We start from the raw sequence: 16,946 nt of genomic DNA on the forward strand, positions 1-16,946 counted from the left end.
TCACCTCTGCACTGGACGGAACGTGTCGGACCTCGAACTGCTGACCCAGTCCCTCGCGCGCAACGTCAAGCACTGGCGTGCGGTGCGGGGCTTCACCCTGGACGTGCTCGCCGCCCGGGCCGGTGTCAGCCGGGGCATGCTCATCCAGATCGAGCAGGCCCGCACGAACCCGAGCATCGGCACCGTCGTCAAGATCGGTGACGCCCTCGGCGTCGCCATCACCACCCTGCTCGACTACGAGCGGGGCCCGAAGGTCCGTATCGTGCCCGCCGACCGGGCCGTGCGCCTGTGGCACACCGAGGCCGGCAGCTACAACCGGCTCCTCGCGGGCGCCGAGGCGCCCGGACCCCTGGAGATGTGGGACTGGCGGCTGATGCCCGGCGAGAGCAGCCCCTCCGAACCGCATCCGCGCGGCACCGTCGAGCTGCTCCATGTGAACGCGGGCGAGCTGACCCTCACCGTGGACGGCGAGGACCACCGGATCCCGGCGGGCGCCAGCGCCTCCTTCGAGGCCAACGCCCCCCATGTGTACGGCAATCGGGGTGACGTGCCGATGGAGATGGTGATGGCCGTCTCGGTCCCGCCCGTGTCCGCGCAGCCCGCCCCGACGCCGCCGCCCGAGCGGTGAGACGGCGCGTCGGCGGCCCGGCGGGCCTTGTTAGCGTGCGGTCATGGACGCACCCATCGGACACTTCGACAACGCCCGGCCCGCCCCCGCCTGCCTCGACGAGCTGACCCGCCCGGTCGCCGACGCCGTACGCCACTGGAGCGGCAGCGTGCCCGCCGACCAGATCGTGTACGTCGACACCGACCCGGAGTGGGCCGACACGGCCGTCTTCGTCGAGCACTACGGGCGCGATCTGCTGGAGACGTCCGCGAACTGCGTCGTGGTGGCCGGCAAGCGCGGCGGCGAGACCTCGCTGGCCGCGTGTGTCGTCCTGTCGACCACCTGGGTCGACGTCAACGGTGTCGTACGCCGCCAACTGGGCGCCCGTAAGGCGTCGTTCGCGGCGATGGACACGGCCGTGGGGGAGACCGGCATGGAGTACGGCGGCATCACCCCCGTCGGACTGCCCGCCGCCTGGCCGGTGTTGGTGGACTCCGCCGTCGTCGACCTGCCGTACGTCCTCGTGGGCAGCGGCCGTCGCCGCGGCAAACTCCTCGTGCCGGGCAAGGCGTTCGCCGAACTGCCCGGCGCGGTCGTGCTGGAGGGGCTGGGGGTCTGACGCCGACGGACCGGGCGGAGGGTTACGCCGCCGTGTGATGGGCGAGCCCCAGATGCGGGTCCGCCTCGCCCGGCACCGGCGCCGGATCGGCGTGCACCAGCGCGGCCGTGAGTCGCGGTACGGCGTGCAGCAGCGCGTGTTCGGCGTCCACGGCGATCGCGTGCGCCTGGCGGACGGTCGCCTCCCCGTCCACGACCACCGCGACCTCGGCGCGCAGCCGGTGCCCGATCCAGCGCAGCCGCAGCTCACCCACCCCGCGCACCCCCGGCACCTCCCGCAGCGCCTGTTCGGCCCGGTCGACGAGGGCCGGGTCGACGGCGTCCAGCACCCGCCGGAACACCTCGCGCGCCGCGTCCCGCAGGACCAGCGCGATCGCCGCGGTGATCGCCAACCCCACGACCGGGTCGGCGAGTTGCCAGCCGAGGGCCGAGCCGCCCGCGCCCAGCAGCACCGCGAGGGACGTGAAACCGTCGGTGCGCGCGTGCAGCCCGTCGGCCACCAGCGCCGCCGAGCCGATCTCCCGGCCGACCCGGATGCGGTAGCGAGCCACCCACTCGTTGCCCGCGAAACCGACCAGCGCGGCCACGGCCACGGCGGGCACGTATCCGACCGGACGCGGATGCAGCAGCCGTTCGACGGCCGTCCACCCGGCGAACGCCGCCGACGCCGCGATGGTCAGCACGATCACGATGCCCGCCAGGTCCTCCGCCCGCCCGTAGCCGTAGGTGAACCGCCGGGTGGCCGCCCGCCGCCCCAGCACGAAGGCGATGCCGAGCGGTACGGCGGTCAGCGCGTCCGCCGTGTTGTGCACGGTGTCGCCGAGCAGCGCCACCGACCCGGACAGCGCCACGACGACCGCCTGCGCGAGGGCCGTCACGCCCAGCACCGCCAGCGAGACCCACAGCGCCCGCATGCCCCGGGCCGAGGACTCCAGGGCGTGATCGAGCTTGTCGGCGGTCTCGTGGGAGTGCGGGGTGAGCAGATGCCGCAGGCGGTGCCACGGACGGGCGGGGGAGGGGTGGTGCGGGTGCTCGTGGGCGTGGCCGTGGTGTTCGTGGGCTTGGTGGTGGTGTTCGCTCACGTCGTCCCTTTCGGCGCGGAGGAAGCGGAGGAGGGGAGAACTGGACGTCTACCCGTCCCTCTCGCCATTATGTGCGTATGAGCGCACGCATGCACCTGTCATCTGCACACCATGCGCATCCGCGCACCCCCGGCGAGGAGCAGTTCTCCCTCGCCGCCGAGCTGCTCGCCCTGCTTGGCGACCGCACCCGGCTCACCCTGCTGCACGCCCTGATGTCGGGCGAGGCCGACGTGACCACGCTGACGGAGGTGTGCGGGGCGGCCCGTCCGGCGGTCAGCCAGCATCTGGCGCGGCTGCGGCTGGCCGGCCTGGTCCACACCCGCAAGGAGGGCCGCCGGGTGATCTACTCCCTCTCCGACGGCCATCTGCGCCGCCTGGTGGACGAGGCGCTGAACGTGGCCGACCACCGCCTGGGGGACAAGCCCCTGCACGACTGACCGGCTGCGGTTTTGCCCTGTCAGTACCGCTGCGCCGTCCCGAGGTACTGCTCGGCGAAGGCGGCGGCCGCCACCGGCGAGGTGAACAGCCGCCGCAGCCGGGCCGAGGCCGTCCCCGCCCGGAACGGATCCCCGGCCGCCTCCCCGTGATAGACCTCCGACAACCACTGCGAGAACTCCTGGTAGTCCCACACCCGCCGCAGACACGCGTCCGAGTAGCCGTCAAGACCGGTGCGGTCCCCGCCGTCGAGACACGCCACCAGCGCGTCGGCGAGCAGGAACGCGTCGTGCAGCGCCAGGTTCATGCCCTTGGCGGCGATGGGCGCCACGAGATGCGCCGCGTCACCGGCCAGGAAGAGCCGCCCGTACGTCATCGGCTCGACCACGTAGTCGTGCATGTCGAGCACCCGTCTCTCCACGAGCCGCCCCTCGGTGAGCGGCGGCGCGCCCTCGGCCGCGAGCCGCAGACGCAGCTCGGACCACACGCGGTCGTGGGACCAGTTCTCCGGGTCGTCGCCCGGCGGGCACTGGAGGTAGTACCGGGTCACCTCGGGGCTGCGGGCCATGTGCCCGGCGAAACCGTTCGGATGGACGCCGAACACCACACAGTCCGAAGACGGCGGCGCCTCGGCGAGCAGCGCCAGCCAGCCGATGCCGTAGTCGTGCCGCGCGATCCGCGCCCGCCCCGCCGGAACAGCGGCCCGGCTCACCCCGCGCGCACCGTCGGCCCCCACCACGAAGTCGCAGTGCAGCACCCGCCGTTCACCCGTGTCCGGGCAGGTGTACGACACCGACGGCCGGTCCGTCTCCACCCCGCGCACCTCGACGTCCCGCACCTCGAACCGCGCGTCACCGCCCCGCACGTCGACGTACTCGCGCACGAGGTCCGTCACGAGCAACGGCTGTGGATACACCCAGTGATGACGCCCGGTCAGCTCGCCGTACTCCAGCCGATGACGCTCCCCCGCGAAGCGGAACTCGCAGGCCGAGTGCCGCTGAGCCCGCGCCAACAGCCCTTCCGCCAGCCCCCGTTGCTCCAGCGCACGAACGGCCCACTCCTCGACCACCCCGGCCCGCGGCCGCCGCTCGATCACCGCCCGGCTCTCCGCCTCCAGCACCACACACCCGACGGAAGCGGCCCGCAGCACATTCCCGACAGCGAGCCCCGCCGGCCCGGCACCGACGATGACGACCGGATGACGTTCTGAGGAGGGGGAGTTGACGGCCACCGGCCCAGTATGGGAGCCGACCCCGCACCGATCGAGTCGGCTCGCCCGCGCCCGCGTCAGGACCGCCGCCGTACGTCACCCCAGTCGCGGAATCTCGATCGCCGGGCAGCGGTCCATCACCATGTCCAGGCCCGCCGCGCGGGTGCGGTCGTAGGCGGCCTCGTCGACGACGTCCAGTTGGAACCAGACCGCCTTCGCGCCCTTGGCGACCGCCTCGTCCGCGACGGCGCCCGCGAGGTCGCTGTTGACGAAGACGTCGACCACGTCCACCTCGAAGGGGATGTCCGCGAGGGAGGCGTAGCCCTGCTCGCCGTGGACCGTCTCCGCCTTCGGGTGGACGGGGACGACCCGCTTGCCGTAGCGCTGGAGGACGCGGGCGACGCCGTAGGCCGCCCGGGAGCGGTTCGTCGACAGCCCCACCACCGCCCAGGTGTCGCCCGCCTCGGTGAGAATCCTGCGGACCGTTGCCTCGTCGCCGTACACCGGCGGCCTCCTCGGGATCGGACAGCTCTTCCAGTCGTTCTGACCTGTTCGCTGCAACGCACCGCCGCGGATCCTGATTCCGCGCCGCCCGGGCACGAGCGCCGCCGCTCTCCTAAGCTCGGCACGTGCTGCGCATCATCGACGCCCGTACCGGCGAAGCCGTCCTCGCCGCCCCCGTCCGCCGCGGTCCCACCCGGATCGAGGCGCACGTCTCGGGGCATGGCACCGGCGCGCTCCGGGTGCTGCTCGTCACCGATCTGCTCGTGCGGGCCCTGGAACTCGACAGCACGCCCGTGCGGGCCGTGCTCACCGGGGAGGCGGACCGGGCCGTGCTGCGGGCCGGCGCCGCCGACCTCGGCATCCATCCGCTGGAGGAAGGACACGAGCCCGGCGGCTGGCCGGCCGAGCGGCAGGTGCTGCGGGTGGCGGCCGAGGGGGACGCCGGGGCCGACGGCGTTCAGGTCGCCGTGGGGGACGTCCTCGGGGAGGCGCCGTCCGATCCCACCGTGCTGCGGCTCGCCCTGCTGGAGCGCCCACGTACCGAGACCGTCCGGCTCGACGCCGCCGTCCTCAGCGACGCCCACGACACGCTCGTGCGCTGGCGGCGGGCCGTCGCCGCGTGGGCGCGGCAGCCCTCGCGGCCCGTGCCCGACGAGGTGCGCGGGCGGCTGCGCGCCGCCTGGGAGGACGATCTGGACGTGCCCGCCGTGCTGCGCGTCCTGCGGTCGGTCGCCGACGCCGGGCCCGAACTGCCCGACGGCGCCCGCTTCGAGACCTACGCCTACGCCGACCGACTGCTCGGCCTGGAGCTGACCCGCGACATCGGAGCCGCCCCATGAGCACCCCCACCGGCCCGCCCCGCCGCCTCGTCGTGCTGCGGCACGCCAAGTCCGACTGGCCCGACGGCGTCCCCGACCACGAACGTCCCCTCGCCGGACGCGGCCGCCGCGACGCCCCCGCCGCCGGCCGCGCGCTCGCCGAGGCCGGCTGCCTGCCCGACCTCACCGTCTGCTCCACCGCCGTCCGCGCCCGCCGGACCTACGAGCTGGCCTCCGCCCAGTGGGCCACCCCGCCCCCGGTGCACTATGAGCCGCGGGTCTACGCCGCCGACGTGCCCGAGCTGCTCGGCGTCGTAAGGGAGACCCCCGCCGAGGTCGGCACACTGCTGCTCGTCGGGCACAACCCCGGCCTGGAGGACCTGGTCGTGGAGCTGGCCGGGGAGGCGCTCGGCGACGCCCTCGACGAGGTGCGGCTCAAGTTCCCCACCTCCGCGATCGCCGTGCTCGCCTGGCACGGCCCGACCTGGCGCGCCCTCGCCCCCGGCACCGCCCTGCTGACCTCGATGACCGTGCCCCGGGGGCCCAAGGGTGAGTGAGGGACCGCTGAGGGGCGGCTGAGACATGGCACCCGCCAGGCTGAGACATGGCACCCGCCAGGCCGAGACATGGCACCCGCCAGGCTGAGACACGGCACCCGCCACCAGCGCTTAGGCTGACCGGATGCAGGACGAGTACCGCACCGTGGCCCGCGCGGGTGTGCACGAGACCGAGGTCAACCGCTCCCGCTTCCTGTGCGCGCTCGCCCCGGCGGCCACCGAGCGGGAGGCCCAGGAGTTCATCGCCGAGGTCCGCAAGCGGCACTCCGACGCCACCCACAACTGCTGGGCGTACGTCATCGGCGCCGACGCCTCCGTCCAGAAGGCCAGCGACGACGGCGAACCCGGCGGCACCGCGGGCGTCCCGATGCTCCAGATGCTGCTGCGCCGCGACATGCGCTACGCCGTCGCCGTCGTCACCCGCTACTACGGCGGCATCAAGCTCGGCGCCGGCGGTCTGATCCGCGCCTACGGCGGAGCCGTCGGTGAGGCTCTCGACACCCTCGGCACGCTCACCCGCCGCCGCTTCCGCCTCGCCACCGTCACCGTCGACCACCAGCGCGCCGGCAAGATCCAGAACGATCTGCGGGCCACCGGCCGCGAAGTGCGTGACGTCCGTTACGGCGAGGCGGTCACCATCGAGATCGGCCTGCCCGACGCCGACGTGGACGCCTTCCGCTCCTGGCTCGCCGACGCGACCGCCGGGACGGCGGAGTTCACGCTGGGCGGGGAGGCGTACGGCGACGCGTGAGGCCGTACCGGAGCACGGCGCCGTGCGGGAAGCGGGCCACGTGTTGCCGATCTCGTGACCGTCGTGGGGCCGGCAGGCGTTAGCGTGGTGGTTGCCGCCGGCCGGGACCGCACGGCACGGCAGGGACGTCACGGGCGGGAACGAGGGGGAGCCACATGCGGGGGCGGAGCGATTTCGTGAGACCTCGGAGCCTTGTCGCGTGAGACTGCTGCACACCTCCGACTGGCACCTCGGCCGCGCCTTCCACCGCGTCGGCATGCTCGGCGCCCAGGCCGAGTTCATCGGCCGGCTCGTCACCACCGTGCGCGAGCGCGAGGTCGACGCCGTGGTCGTCTCGGGCGACGTCTACGACCGTGCCGTACCGCCCCTCGCCGCCGTCGAGCTGTTCGACGACGCCCTGCACCGGCTCGCCGCGCTCGGCGTGCCGACCGTGATGATCTCCGGGAACCACGACTCCGCCCGCCGGCTCGGCGTCGGAGCGGGACTCATCGACCGCGCCGGCATCCATCTGCGCACCGACCCCGCGGCCGCCGGCACCCCGGTGGTCCTCGCCGACGCCCACGGCGACGTCGCCTTCTACGGTCTGCCGTATCTCGAACCCGCCCTGGTGAAGGACGAGTTCGGGGTCGAGAAGGCCGGCCACGAGAGCGTGCTCGCGGCGGCCATGGACCGGGTCCGCGCCGACCTCGCGCGCCGCACGCCGGGCACCCGCTCGGTCGTCCTCGCCCATGCCTTCGTCACCGGCGGCGAGCCCAGCGACAGCGAGCGCGACATCACGGTCGGCGGGGTCGCCGCCGTGCCCGCCGGGGTCTTCGACGGCGTCGACTACGTGGCCCTCGGCCATCTGCACGGCTGCCAGACCCTCACCGACCGCGTCCGCTACTCCGGCTCCCCGCTGCCGTACTCCTTCTCCGAGGCCGCGCACCGCAAGACCATGTGGCTGATCGACCTCGCGGGCGACGGCTCCCTGACCGCCGAGCGGATCGACTGCCCGGTGCCGCGCGCCCTCGCCCGGATCCGCGGCACCCTGGACGACCTGCTCGCCGACCCGGCGCTCGCCGTGCACGAGGACGCCTGGGTGGAGGCGACGCTCACCGACGCCGTCCGCCCCGCCGACCCCATGGCCCGGCTCACCGACCGCTTCCCGCACACCCTCAGCCTGGTCTTCGACCCGCAACGCGCCCCGGACGACCCCGACGTGTCGTACGCCCGCCGCCTCGCCGGACGCGACGACCAGGAGATCGCCGAGGACTTCGTGGCCCATGTCCGCGGCGCCGGACCCGACGCCCGCGAGCGGGGTGTCCTGCGCGACGCCTTCGACGCGGTCCGCGCGGACGAGACCGTACGCGAGGTGGCCCGGTGACCCACCCCGGCGACGAAAACGTGGGAGGCGACCGATGAGGCTGCACCGGCTCGACCTCACCGCCTTCGGGCCCTTCGGCGGCCCGCAGAGCGTCGACTTCGACGAGCTGTCCGCCGCCGGGCTCTTCCTCCTGCACGGCCCGACCGGCGCCGGGAAGACCTCCGTCCTGGACGCCGTCTGCTACGCGCTCTACGGCTCCGTCCCTGGCGCCCGCCAGAACGGCCAGGGCCTCACCCTGCGCAGCGACCACGCCGCCCCCGGCGTCCGCACCGAGGTCACCCTCGATCTCACGGTTGCCGGACGCCGGCTGGAGATCACCCGCCGGCCGCCCCACGAGCGGCCCAAGAAACGCGGCACGGGCGTCACGGTCGACAAGGCCCAGACCTGGCTGCGCGAGTACGACCCGGTGGGCGGCGTCTGGAAGGACCTCAGCCGCTCCCACCAGGAGATCGGCGAGGAGATCACCCAACTGCTCGGCATGAGCCGCGAGCAGTTCTGCCAGGTCGTGCTGTTGCCGCAGGGCGACTTCGCCCGCTTCCTGCGCGCCGACGCCGAGGCCCGCGGGCGGCTGCTGGGCCGGCTCTTCGACACCCGGCGGTTCGCCGAGGTGGAGAAGCGGCTCGTGGAGCGCCGCCGCGCCGCCGAGGCACGCGTACGGGAGGGCGACGCCGCGCTGCTCGCCGACGCCCACCGGATGCAGCAGGCGGCGGGCGACACCATGGAGCTGCCCGAACTGGCCCCCGGGGAGCCGGGGTTGGCCGACGCCGTGCTCACCGCCGCCGCTCTGGCCCGCAGTACCGCCCGTGAACGGCTGACGGTCGCCGAGTGCGGCCGCCTCGCCGCCGCGTCCGCCCAGGCCGCCGCCGACCGCGCCCTGGACGACGTACGCGAACTCGCCCGGTTGCAGGGGCGGTTCGAGGAGGCGAAGGGGCGGGCCCGGCGGCTGGAGGAGCGGGCCGGAGAGCATCAGGCGGCGCGGACCCGGCTGGAGCGGGGGCGCAAGGCGGAGGCCGTGGCACCGGCGCTGGACCTGCGGGACGCCGCCGACGCCGAGCACCGGCGGGCCGCCGAGACCGAGGCACGCGCGCGTGCCGCCCTGCCGGAGCGGTTCGCCGAGGCCGGCGCCGCAGGACTGGCCGCCGCCGCACGCCGGGCCGCCGAGGAACTGGGCGGACTGGAGTCGGCCCGGCGCGGTGAACGCCGATTGGCCGAACTCACCGACGAACGCGCGCGGTTGGACCGGCAGGAGCGGGCCGACGACGACGTCCTGACCGAGGCCGGGAGCTGGCTCGCGGGCTGGGACGCCACGCGTACCGCGCTCCGGGAGCGGATCGAGTCCGCGCAGGAGGCCGCCGCCCGCGCCGAGCGCCTGGCCGTGGGGATCGAGCCCGCCCAGCGGCGGCTGCGGGCCGCCCGGCTGCGCGACCGGCTCACCGGCGAGGCCGAGACGGCCCGCGCACGCGTCCGCGCCGCCGCACAGCGGGCCCTCGACGCCCGTGCCCACTGGCTGGAGCTCAAGGAACAGCGGCTCGACGGCATCGCCGCCGAACTCGCCGCCCGTCTCAGCGACGGGGCGCCGTGCGCCGTCTGCGGCGCCACGGAGCACCCCGCCCCGGCCCGCAAGGACGCGGGGCACATCGACCGTGAGGCCGAGGACCGGGCCCTCGCCGCCCAGCAGGACGCCGCCGAGACGCACGGCGGGGAGCTGCGGCGACTCGCCGACGTGGAACGGGAGTTGGCCGCCGCCGTCGCGGAGGCCGGTGACACCCCCGCCGAGACGCTCGCCGCCGAGGCCGGGGAGCTGGAGCGCGACCACGAGGAGGCGCGCCGCGAGGCCGGTGCGCTGCACGCCGCGCGCGAGGAACTGCGCGCCGCCGAGCAGGAGCACGAGCGCCGCACGGCCGCCCAGCGCGACGCCGCCGTCCGCGCCGCCTCCCGGGTCGGACACCGCGAGCGGCTGGACAGCGAACGGGCCGCGCTGGAGGAGGAGTTGGCGCGGGCCAGGGGTGCCGCGCACAGTGTGGCCGCGCGGGCCGAGCAGTTGGAGCGGCAGGTCCGGCTGCTCACCGCCGCCGCCGACGGCGCCCGGGCCGCCGAGGAGAGCGCCGCACGTCTGAAGGACGCCGACGGACGCCTGGACGAGGCCGCCTTCCGCGCCGGGTTCGACACTCCCCGGGCCGCCGCCGACGCCCTCCTCGACGACACCGCCCACCGCGAGCTGCAACGGCGCCTGGACGCCTGGCAGTCCGAGGAGGCGGCCGTCCGCGCGGTCCTCGCCGAACCCGACACCGTGGCCGCCGCCCAGCGGCCGCCCGCCGACCTCGCCACGGCCGAACGGACCGCCGCCGAGGCCGCCGAACGGCTCCGCCGGGCGTCCTCCGCCCAGGACGCCGCCGCCCGCCGCTGCGCCGAACTCGACCAGCTCTCCGCGCGCGCCGCCGACGGCGTACGACGGCTCGCGCCGCTCCGCGACGAGTACGACCGGGTCGCCCGCCTCGCCGGGCTCACCGCGGGCACCTCCGCCGACAACGAGCGCAAGATGCGGCTGGAGGCGTACGTCCTCGCGGCCCGGCTCGAACAGGTGGCGGCCGCCGCGACCGCACGGCTCCAGCGGATGTCGTCCGGCCGCTACACGCTGGTGCACTCCGACGACCGGGCCGGACGCGGCCGCAGCGGGCTCGGGCTGCACGTCGTGGACGCCTGGACCGGGCGGGAGCGCGACACCGCGACCCTGTCCGGCGGCGAGACCTTCTTCGCCTCGCTCGCCCTCGCGCTCGGCCTCGCCGACGTGGTCACCGACGAGGCGGGCGGGGTCCGCCTCGACACCCTCTTCATCGACGAGGGGTTCGGCAGCCTGGACGAACAGACCCTGGACGAGGTGCTCGACGTGCTCGACTCCCTGCGCGAACGCGACCGCAGCGTCGGCATCGTCAGCCATGTCGCCGACCTGCGGCGCCGCGTCCACGCCCAGTTGGAGATCGTGAAGGGCCGCTCGGGGTCGACGCTGCGCCAGCGGAGCTAGCGGCCAAGAGGCCGTCGGGGGAGTGGTGACGAGTAGACGACGCTCGTCGTGACGGACCCCAGGGTGCCGATCTTGCCCGAGACCTCCTCCAGGTGGCGCATCGAGCGGGCGGCGACCTTGATCACGAAGCAGTCGTCGCCCGTCACATGGTGCGCCTCCAGGATCTCCGGCGTGACGGCCACCAGGTCGTGGAACGGCTTGTAGTGGCCGTTGGGGTAGCGCAGCCGCACGAACGCCAGGATCGGCAGGCCCAGCCGCTCGGGGTCCACCACGGCCGCGTACCCCTGGATCACGCCGGCCTCCTCCAGCCTGCGCACCCGCTCGGTCACGGCGCTCGCCGACATCGACACGGCCCGCGCCAGCTCGGCGAAGCTGGCCCGGCCCTCACGCTGGAGGACCTCCAGGATGCGCCAGTCGGTGGCGTCCGGGGAATACGCGGTCATAGACGAGAAATAGCAGGGGAATCCCCGGTGGGGCAAGGATGGGGCCGGGGAATTCCCCTTCAGCGGGACGGATCACCGGCCGTAGATTTCTGGGCATCCGCCGCATCCGCCGCGTCCGCCGCATCCGCACAGAGAGGGCACCGCCCACGATGACCACCGCCCCCACCACCCCGAACCCCGTCCTCCGCGTCGCCCCCGCCGCCCCCGCCGAAGCCGCCACCTACTTCCGCGCGAGCCTCGTCTTCCACGCCGACGTCTCCGACGTGGCCGGGGCGCTCGCCGCCGGTGGCGACCCCGGGTTCGTCGTCCTGGACTCCCGCTCCACCGACTCCTGGGACCAGGGCCATGTCCCCGGTGCGGTCCATCTGCCCACGGCGCTCATCCCCGAGCAGGCCGAGGCCCTCCTCGACAAGGACGTCCCGGTGGTGACGTACTGCTGGGGCCCCGGCTGCAACGGCGCCGCCCGCGCCGCCCTCGCGCTCGCCGAACTCGGCTACCGGGTCAAGGAGATGCTCGGCGGCTTCGAGTACTGGGTGCGCGAGGGCTTCGCGTACGAGACCTGGGAGGGCGGTGACCGGCGCCCCGCCGACCCGCTGACCGCGCCGGTGAACGACGGGGCCGACTGCGGCTGTTGACGGTCCGGGAGGGCGCCACCGCCCCGACACGCCCTAGAGCGCGGCCAGTTCGTCCACCAGGTCGTCCAGGCCCAGCGAGCCCTGTGAAAGGGCCGCCATGTGCCAGGACTTGAGGTCGAAGGCGTCGCCGTGGCGCTCGCGGGCCCGCTCCCGGCCCAGCAGCCAGGCGCGTTCGCCGAGCTTGTAGCCGATCGCCTGGCCGGGGATGCTCAGGTAGCGGGTCAGCTCGCTCTCCACGAAGTCCGCAGGGCGGCTGCTGTGCGCGCCGAAGAACTCCTGTGCCAGCTCCGGCGTCCAGCGCTCCCCGGGGTGGAACGGCGAGTCCGCCGGGATCTCCAGCTCCAGGTGCATGCCGATGTCGACGATGACGCGGACCGCGCGCATCATCTGCGCGTCGAGATAGCCGAGCCGCTCCTCCGGGTCGGTGAGGAAGCCCAGTTCGTCCATCAGGCGCTCCGCGTACAGCGCCCAGCCCTCCGCGTTGGCGCTGACCCCGCCCACGGTGGCCTGGTAGCGGGAGAGGTTCCCGGCGACGTGCGTCCACTGGGCGAGCTGGAGATGGTGACCGGGGACGCCCTCGTGGTACCAGGTCGAGACGAGGTCGTAGACCGGGAACCGGGTCTGCCCCATGGTCGGCAGCCAGGTGCGGCCCGGCCGGGAGAAGTCCTCCGACGGGGGCGTGTAGTAGGGGGCCGCGGCGCTGCCCGCGGGGGCGATGCGCGACTCCACCTTCCGTACCCGCTCGGCGAGTTCGAAGTGGGTGCCGTCCAGCGCCTCGATCGCCCGGTCCATCAGGCCCTGGAGCCAGTCGCGGACCTCGTCGACGCCGTCGATGTGCCGGCCGTGCTCGTCGAGGTGGGCCAGCGCCACCCAGGGCGTGGCCGCGCCCGGCAGGACCTTCTCGGCCTCCTCGCGCATCGCGCCGAGCAGCCGGCGGTACTCCGACCAGCCGTAGGCGTACGCCTCGTCCAGGTCGAGGTCGGTGCCGTTGAAGTAGCGCGACCAGCGGGCGTAGCGCTCCCGGCCGACGGTGTCCGGCGCGTCCTGCACGGTCGGCGTGTACACGTCGCGCAGCCAGTCCCGCAGTTCCACCACGGCCGCGGTCGCCGCGCGGGCCGCCTCCTCCAGTTCGGCGCGCAGGGGCGCCGGGCCGGGTGCGACGAAGTCCTCGAACCAGCCGCGGCCGGTGCCCTCCGGGTCCGACCACTCGGTGAGCTGGCCGACGAAGGTGGCCGTGGGGCGCGGCGCGGCGTACAGCTTGCGTTCCAGGCCGAGTTCCAGTGACTCCCGGTAGCCGGCCAGCGCGGTGGGCACCGCGCGCAGCCGCTCGGCGATGGCGGCCCAGTCGGCGTCGGTCCGGTTGGGCGTCACGGTGAACACCTCGCGCACCTGGTGCGCGGGCGTGGACATGTTGCCGACCGAGCGCAGCCCCTCGTCGGCGTCGTGCACGGCGAGTTCGGCGGTGAGGCGCTCGCGCAGCAGGCGTGCGCACCGGCGCTCGATGTCACTGTCCGCGCCGGGCCGCCGTTCGGCCTCGGCCAGCTTCGTCAGGGTGTCCCGGGCGAGCCGGGCGAGCGCCTCCTGGCCTGCGGGGGAGTAGTCGGGCAGCCGGCTCGAACTCTCCGGCACCCCGAGGAAGGTGCCGGTGACCGGGTCGAGGGCGATGAGATCGTCGACGTAGGCGTCGGCGACCTCACGGGGCAGCGGGCTGGTGGTCTGTGGCATGCACACCATCTTCGTACGGCGGGACCGCGCACGTCACCGGCGTCTTTCAGGGAGTCTGTCCGGAAGGCGCGGGTGGCGCCGGAGGGCCGGGCGGCTGCGGCGGGCCGGGCGGCAGCAGGGGGCCGCACTCCCACTGCTGGAAGATCAGCCGGGTCTCCACCCGGGCCACCTCGCGCCGGGCCGTGAACTCGTCGAGCACCAGCCGTTGCAGATCCGCCATGTCCGCGACGGCGACATGCACGAGATAGTCGTCGGGCCCGGTGAGATGGAAGACGCTCAGCGCCTCCGGAAGCGCCCGTATGCGCTCCACGAACGGCCCGACCAGCTCCCTCCTGTGCGGTCTGACCTGCACGGACAGCAGCGCCTGGAGCCCGCGCCCGAGCTTGGCCGGATCCAGTCGGAGCTGATGCCCGAGGATCACGCCCGAGCGGCGCAGCCGCGTCACCCGGTCCAGACAGGTGGACGGCGCCACGCCGACCTGGGCCGCCAGATCGCGGTAGGTCGTCCGGGCGTCGTTCTGAAGGAGCCGCAGGAGCTGGAGGTCCACCGGGTCCAGTACGACAGATTCGGCCATCGGCCGAACGTAGCACGGTGTTCGAATGAAGTGACCCGTCCGGTGTTCACCCTGCGGTGCATGGACTCAGCCGCAGCGAGCACCTCCACGTACGACGACGTACGTCCGTCAGCGACGCCGCCCCGTGCCCTGGCCACCGAGGCCGTGCACGCCGGCCGGGACGATCTGGCCCGGCAGGGCCTGCACGCCCCGCCGATCGATCTGTCCACCACCTATCCCTCGTACGACAGCCGCGCCGAGGCCGCCCGGATCGACGCGTTCGCCGCGACCGGCGCCGAGCCGGACGGCCCGCCGGTCTACGGGCGGCTGGGCAATCCGACGGTCGCCCGGTTCGAGACGGCCCTCGCCCGCCTGGAGGGCACCGAGAGCGCGGTGGCGTTCGCCAGCGGCATGGCGGCGCTGAGCGCGGTCCTCCTCGCCCGCGCCGCCATGGGTCTGCGGCACGTCGTGGCGGTACGGCCCCTGTACGGGTGCAGCGACCATCTGCTGACGGCCGGGCTGCTCGGCTCGGAGGTCACCTGGACCGACCCGGCCGGGATCGCGGACGCGCTGCGCCCGGACACCGGGCTGGTGCTGGTCGAGTCGCCGGCGAACCCGACGCTCGCCGAGGTCGATCTGCGGGCCGTCGCCCACGCCTGCGGCTCGGTGCCGCTGCTGGTCGACAACACCTTCGCCACCCCGGTGCTCCAGCGGCCCGCCGAGCAGGGCGCGCGCCTGGTGCTGCACAGTGCCACCAAGTACCTCGGCGGCCACGGGGACGTCCTGGCCGGGGTGGTGGCCTGCGACGAGGAGTTCGCCGGGCGGCTGCGGCAGGTGCGGTTCGCGACCGGCGGGGTGCTGCATCCGCTCGCCGGCTATCTGCTGCTGCGCGGCCTCGCCACCCTCCCGGTGCGGGTCCGGGCCGCCTCCGCGAGCGCCGCCGAACTGGCCCGGCGGCTGGCCGACGACCCGCGGGTGGCGCGCGTGCACTATCCGCGGATCGGCGGCGCGATGGTCGCCTTCGAGGTGCACGGCGATCCGCACGAGGTGATCGCCGGCGTCCGGCTGATCACCCCGGCCGTCAGCCTGGGCAGCGTCGACACCCTGATCCAGCACCCGGCGTCCATCAGCCACCGCATCGTGGACGCGGACGAGCGCCGGGGCGCGGGCGTGAGCGACCGGCTGCTGCGGCTGTCGGTGGGGCTTGAGGACGTCGACGACCTGTGGCGGGACCTGCGTGGCGCGCTCGGCGCCGTGGCCGTGAAGGCGTGAGAGAGGGCCCGGCGATCATCTCGCCGGGCCCCACGCGGTGCACATGCCGTCAGTCGCGGCCGACCCGTTCGCCGAGCGCCGCGGACGATTCCGTCCGGGCCGTCGCGCGGTCCAGGCGGGCGGTGATCACGAGGGTGCCCTCCTCGATCTGGTAGTCGAGCGGCAGACCGAGCCCGCGCATGGCGGCGACCATGCCGGTGTTGGAGGACTGCGTCACCGCGTACACGCTCTCGCAGCCCGCCTCGACGGCCATCGCCACCAGCCGGTCGAGCAGCCCGGCGCCGATGCCGCGCCGCTGCCACTCGTCCTCGACGAGCAGCGCGACCTCGGTCTCGTCGCCGTCCCACAGCAGATGGCCGAGTCCGACGATCCGGCCGGACGTCGTCTGCACGGCGAGCGTACGGCCGAAGCGGGGGCTGAGCAGGTGGTTCAGATAGCGGTCGGCGTCCCCGACGGGCCCGTGGTAGCGCATGCCGAGGGTGCGCGGCGAGCACCGCTCGTGCATCTCCCGGGCCGCCGCCAGATCGCCCGTGTCGGCCCGGCGCACGGTGATGTCGTTGCCCTCGGGCAGTGTCAGCACGTCCTGGCCGCCCGGCACGCGCGGGCCGAGCCGCGCGTCCAGCTCCACCAGGGCACGCGCGCGGGCGAACTCGGTCGGGGTGAACGGCAGATACGGCCGCTCCACGGTGATCACACCGCCCTCCGGCGCCCGCAGCCGCATCACGGTGTCCTCCAGCACCCCTTCCACGGGCACCCCGGCCGGTCCCCGGCCGCCTCCCGCGGGCTTGGCGGGCAGCGAACGGATCGTGCACCGGCCCAGCAACTGCCGCAGCGCGAGCGGAAGTTCCGCCGCGTCCAGCGCGGTGCGGGTGGCCAGGCCCAGCACCCGGGTGGGGGCGTCCACCAGATCGTGGGCGTCGGCCCGCTCGATCCAGGTGTCCGACCCGCCCGCCAGTGACACGGCCCGGGTGATCTCGTCGGCGCCGAGCGCGCCGGGCGCGCGCAGCAGGAACTCGTCCACCGTGTCCGCGCCCAGCGGATGCGTCTGGAGGCTCAGGATGTCCACCCGGTGGCCGGCCAGCGCCGTGCACAGCGCGGCCAGGGCCCCCGGTTCGTCCCGCACGGTGGTCCGCATCCGCCACAGCGTGCTCCCGCCGCCTGCCCGGCCCGGAAGCGCGGACGGCCCGGCCTGCTCCTCGGGGGAGGGCGGCCGGGCGCCGGTATCACTTGTCGGCGGCGCGTGTCCGTGGCGGCGTGCCCACTTCACGAGGTCGCGCAGCCAGTGGTGGACGGGGTGCCCGTGTTTCGCGCCCCGCGTGTCAGTCATGTCTCGAGTCATGCAACCACTGTG

General features: G+C 74.5%; 17 protein-coding genes. 10 read left to right on the plus strand and 7 right to left on the minus strand.

The window, feature by feature from the left end; genetic code table 11:
- Positions 1 to 22 precede the first annotated feature (22 nt).
- Both G6W55_RS12940 and G6W55_RS12945 read left to right on the plus strand, forming a co-directional pair.
- Complete coding sequence (locus G6W55_RS12940) at positions 23 to 628, plus strand: helix-turn-helix domain-containing protein (protein ID WP_175520970.1); 606 nt, start codon at positions 23 to 25, stop codon at positions 626 to 628.
- Positions 629 to 671: 43 nt separating this feature from the next.
- Positions 672 to 1,226: a YbaK/EbsC family protein gene (locus tag G6W55_RS12945; RefSeq protein ID WP_175520971.1), complete on the plus strand. Its 555-nt coding sequence runs from the start codon at positions 672 to 674 to the stop codon at positions 1,224 to 1,226.
- Between the two features lie 22 nt (positions 1,227 to 1,248).
- On the opposite strand, the gene G6W55_RS12950 is transcribed toward G6W55_RS12945, so the two are convergent.
- Complete coding sequence (locus G6W55_RS12950; protein ID WP_175520972.1) at positions 1,249 to 2,307, minus strand: cation diffusion facilitator family transporter; 1,059 nt, start codon at positions 2,305 to 2,307, stop codon at positions 1,249 to 1,251.
- Between the two features lie 77 nt (positions 2,308 to 2,384).
- On the opposite strand from G6W55_RS12950, the gene G6W55_RS12955 reads away from it, so the two are divergent.
- Positions 2,385 to 2,744, plus strand: a complete 360-nt coding sequence (locus G6W55_RS12955) for a metalloregulator ArsR/SmtB family transcription factor (protein WP_175520973.1) — start codon at positions 2,385 to 2,387, stop codon at positions 2,742 to 2,744.
- Positions 2,745 to 2,764: 20 nt separating this feature from the next.
- On the opposite strand, the gene G6W55_RS12960 is transcribed toward G6W55_RS12955, so the two are convergent.
- Together G6W55_RS12960 and G6W55_RS12965 are read right to left on the minus strand one after the other, a co-directional pair.
- Entirely contained in the window at positions 2,765 to 3,973 is a 1,209-nt protein-coding gene (locus G6W55_RS12960) for a 4-hydroxybenzoate 3-monooxygenase (RefSeq protein WP_175520974.1), read from the minus strand.
- 75 nt (positions 3,974 to 4,048) lie between these two features.
- A complete protein-coding gene (locus G6W55_RS12965) occupies positions 4,049 to 4,456 on the minus strand; it encodes a CoA-binding protein (RefSeq protein ID WP_175520975.1) in 408 nt (135 codons plus the stop codon).
- Between the two features lie 125 nt (positions 4,457 to 4,581).
- On the opposite strand from G6W55_RS12965, the gene G6W55_RS12970 reads away from it, so the two are divergent.
- The 5 genes from G6W55_RS12970 (at position 4,582) to G6W55_RS12990 (ending at position 10,967) form a co-directional block, all read left to right on the plus strand.
- Positions 4,582 to 5,295: a hypothetical protein gene (locus G6W55_RS12970; protein WP_175520976.1), complete on the plus strand. Its 714-nt coding sequence runs from the start codon at positions 4,582 to 4,584 to the stop codon at positions 5,293 to 5,295.
- The gene (locus G6W55_RS12975; protein WP_175520977.1) at positions 5,292 to 5,831 is read left to right on the plus strand and encodes a histidine phosphatase family protein; all 540 of its coding nucleotides are present in this window, start codon (positions 5,292 to 5,294) and stop codon (positions 5,829 to 5,831) included. The genes G6W55_RS12970 and G6W55_RS12975 overlap by 4 nt, the downstream gene beginning before the upstream one ends.
- A 124-nt stretch (positions 5,832 to 5,955) precedes the next feature.
- Positions 5,956 to 6,582, plus strand: coding sequence for a YigZ family protein (locus G6W55_RS12980; RefSeq protein ID WP_175520978.1), 627 nt, complete (start codon positions 5,956 to 5,958; stop codon positions 6,580 to 6,582).
- 199 nt (positions 6,583 to 6,781) lie between these two features.
- Positions 6,782 to 7,945, plus strand: coding sequence for an exonuclease SbcCD subunit D (locus G6W55_RS12985; RefSeq protein ID WP_175520979.1), 1,164 nt, complete (start codon positions 6,782 to 6,784; stop codon positions 7,943 to 7,945).
- Positions 7,946 to 7,979: 34 nt separating this feature from the next.
- On the plus strand, positions 7,980 to 10,967 hold the full coding sequence (locus G6W55_RS12990) for an AAA family ATPase (protein WP_175520980.1): 2,988 nt from the start codon (positions 7,980 to 7,982) through the stop codon (positions 10,965 to 10,967).
- On the opposite strand, the gene G6W55_RS12995 is transcribed toward G6W55_RS12990, so the two are convergent.
- Complete coding sequence (locus G6W55_RS12995; protein ID WP_085209593.1) at positions 10,964 to 11,410, minus strand: Lrp/AsnC family transcriptional regulator; 447 nt, start codon at positions 11,408 to 11,410, stop codon at positions 10,964 to 10,966. The two genes, G6W55_RS12990 and G6W55_RS12995, sit on opposite strands and share 4 nt — an antisense overlap.
- A gap of 149 nt (positions 11,411 to 11,559) precedes the next feature.
- Between G6W55_RS12995 and G6W55_RS13000 the strand changes: the two genes are divergently transcribed.
- Positions 11,560 to 12,045, plus strand: coding sequence for a rhodanese-like domain-containing protein (locus tag G6W55_RS13000; protein ID WP_175520981.1), 486 nt, complete (start codon positions 11,560 to 11,562; stop codon positions 12,043 to 12,045).
- Positions 12,046 to 12,078: 33 nt separating this feature from the next.
- Here the strand turns inward: G6W55_RS13000 and G6W55_RS13005 are convergent, their stop codons facing one another.
- Complete coding sequence (locus tag G6W55_RS13005) at positions 12,079 to 13,770, minus strand: DUF885 domain-containing protein (RefSeq protein WP_175520982.1); 1,692 nt, start codon at positions 13,768 to 13,770, stop codon at positions 12,079 to 12,081.
- A gap of 46 nt (positions 13,771 to 13,816) precedes the next feature.
- On the minus strand, positions 13,817 to 14,344 hold the full coding sequence (locus tag G6W55_RS13010; protein ID WP_078632755.1) for an Lrp/AsnC family transcriptional regulator: 528 nt from the start codon (positions 14,342 to 14,344) through the stop codon (positions 13,817 to 13,819).
- Between the two features lie 60 nt (positions 14,345 to 14,404).
- Between G6W55_RS13010 and G6W55_RS13015 the strand changes: the two genes are divergently transcribed.
- Entirely contained in the window at positions 14,405 to 15,595 is a 1,191-nt protein-coding gene (locus G6W55_RS13015; protein WP_175520983.1) for a PLP-dependent aspartate aminotransferase family protein, read from the plus strand.
- Positions 15,596 to 15,644: 49 nt separating this feature from the next.
- Here the strand turns inward: G6W55_RS13015 and G6W55_RS13020 are convergent, their stop codons facing one another.
- Positions 15,645 to 16,922 carry a GNAT family N-acetyltransferase gene (locus G6W55_RS13020; RefSeq protein WP_175520984.1) on the minus strand — a complete coding sequence of 426 codons (1,278 nt, stop codon included), beginning with the start codon at positions 16,920 to 16,922 and terminating at the stop codon, positions 15,645 to 15,647.
- Positions 16,923 to 16,946: the final 24 nt, after the last annotated feature.

This window comes from Streptomyces sp. CAI-85, from assembly GCF_013363615.1.
Lineage (GTDB): Bacteria > Actinomycetota > Actinomycetes > Streptomycetales > Streptomycetaceae > Streptomyces > Streptomyces antibioticus_B.

Excerpts from the sequence above, each read along its gene's own strand:
- G6W55_RS13010 (WP_078632755.1), bottom strand. The coding sequence starts at position 14,344 with ATGGCCGAATCTGTCGTACTGGACCCGGTGGACCTCCAGCTCCTGCGG.
- G6W55_RS12980 (WP_175520978.1), top strand. The coding sequence starts at position 5,956 with ATGCAGGACGAGTACCGCACCGTGGCCCGCGCGGGTGTGCACGAGACC.
- G6W55_RS13005 (WP_175520982.1), bottom strand. The coding sequence starts at position 13,770 with ATGCCACAGACCACCAGCCCGCTGCCCCGTGAGGTCGCCGACGCCTAC.
- G6W55_RS12945 (WP_175520971.1), top strand. The coding sequence starts at position 672 with ATGGACGCACCCATCGGACACTTCGACAACGCCCGGCCCGCCCCCGCC.
- G6W55_RS13020 (WP_175520984.1), bottom strand. The coding sequence starts at position 16,922 with ATGACTGACACGCGGGGCGCGAAACACGGGCACCCCGTCCACCACTGG.
- G6W55_RS13000 (WP_175520981.1), top strand. The coding sequence starts at position 11,560 with ATGACCACCGCCCCCACCACCCCGAACCCCGTCCTCCGCGTCGCCCCC.
- G6W55_RS12955 (WP_175520973.1), top strand. The coding sequence starts at position 2,385 with ATGAGCGCACGCATGCACCTGTCATCTGCACACCATGCGCATCCGCGC.
- G6W55_RS13015 (WP_175520983.1), top strand. The coding sequence starts at position 14,405 with ATGGACTCAGCCGCAGCGAGCACCTCCACGTACGACGACGTACGTCCG.
- G6W55_RS12975 (WP_175520977.1), top strand. The coding sequence starts at position 5,292 with ATGAGCACCCCCACCGGCCCGCCCCGCCGCCTCGTCGTGCTGCGGCAC.
- G6W55_RS12995 (WP_085209593.1), bottom strand. The coding sequence starts at position 11,410 with ATGACCGCGTATTCCCCGGACGCCACCGACTGGCGCATCCTGGAGGTC.
- G6W55_RS12990 (WP_175520980.1), top strand. The coding sequence starts at position 7,980 with ATGAGGCTGCACCGGCTCGACCTCACCGCCTTCGGGCCCTTCGGCGGC.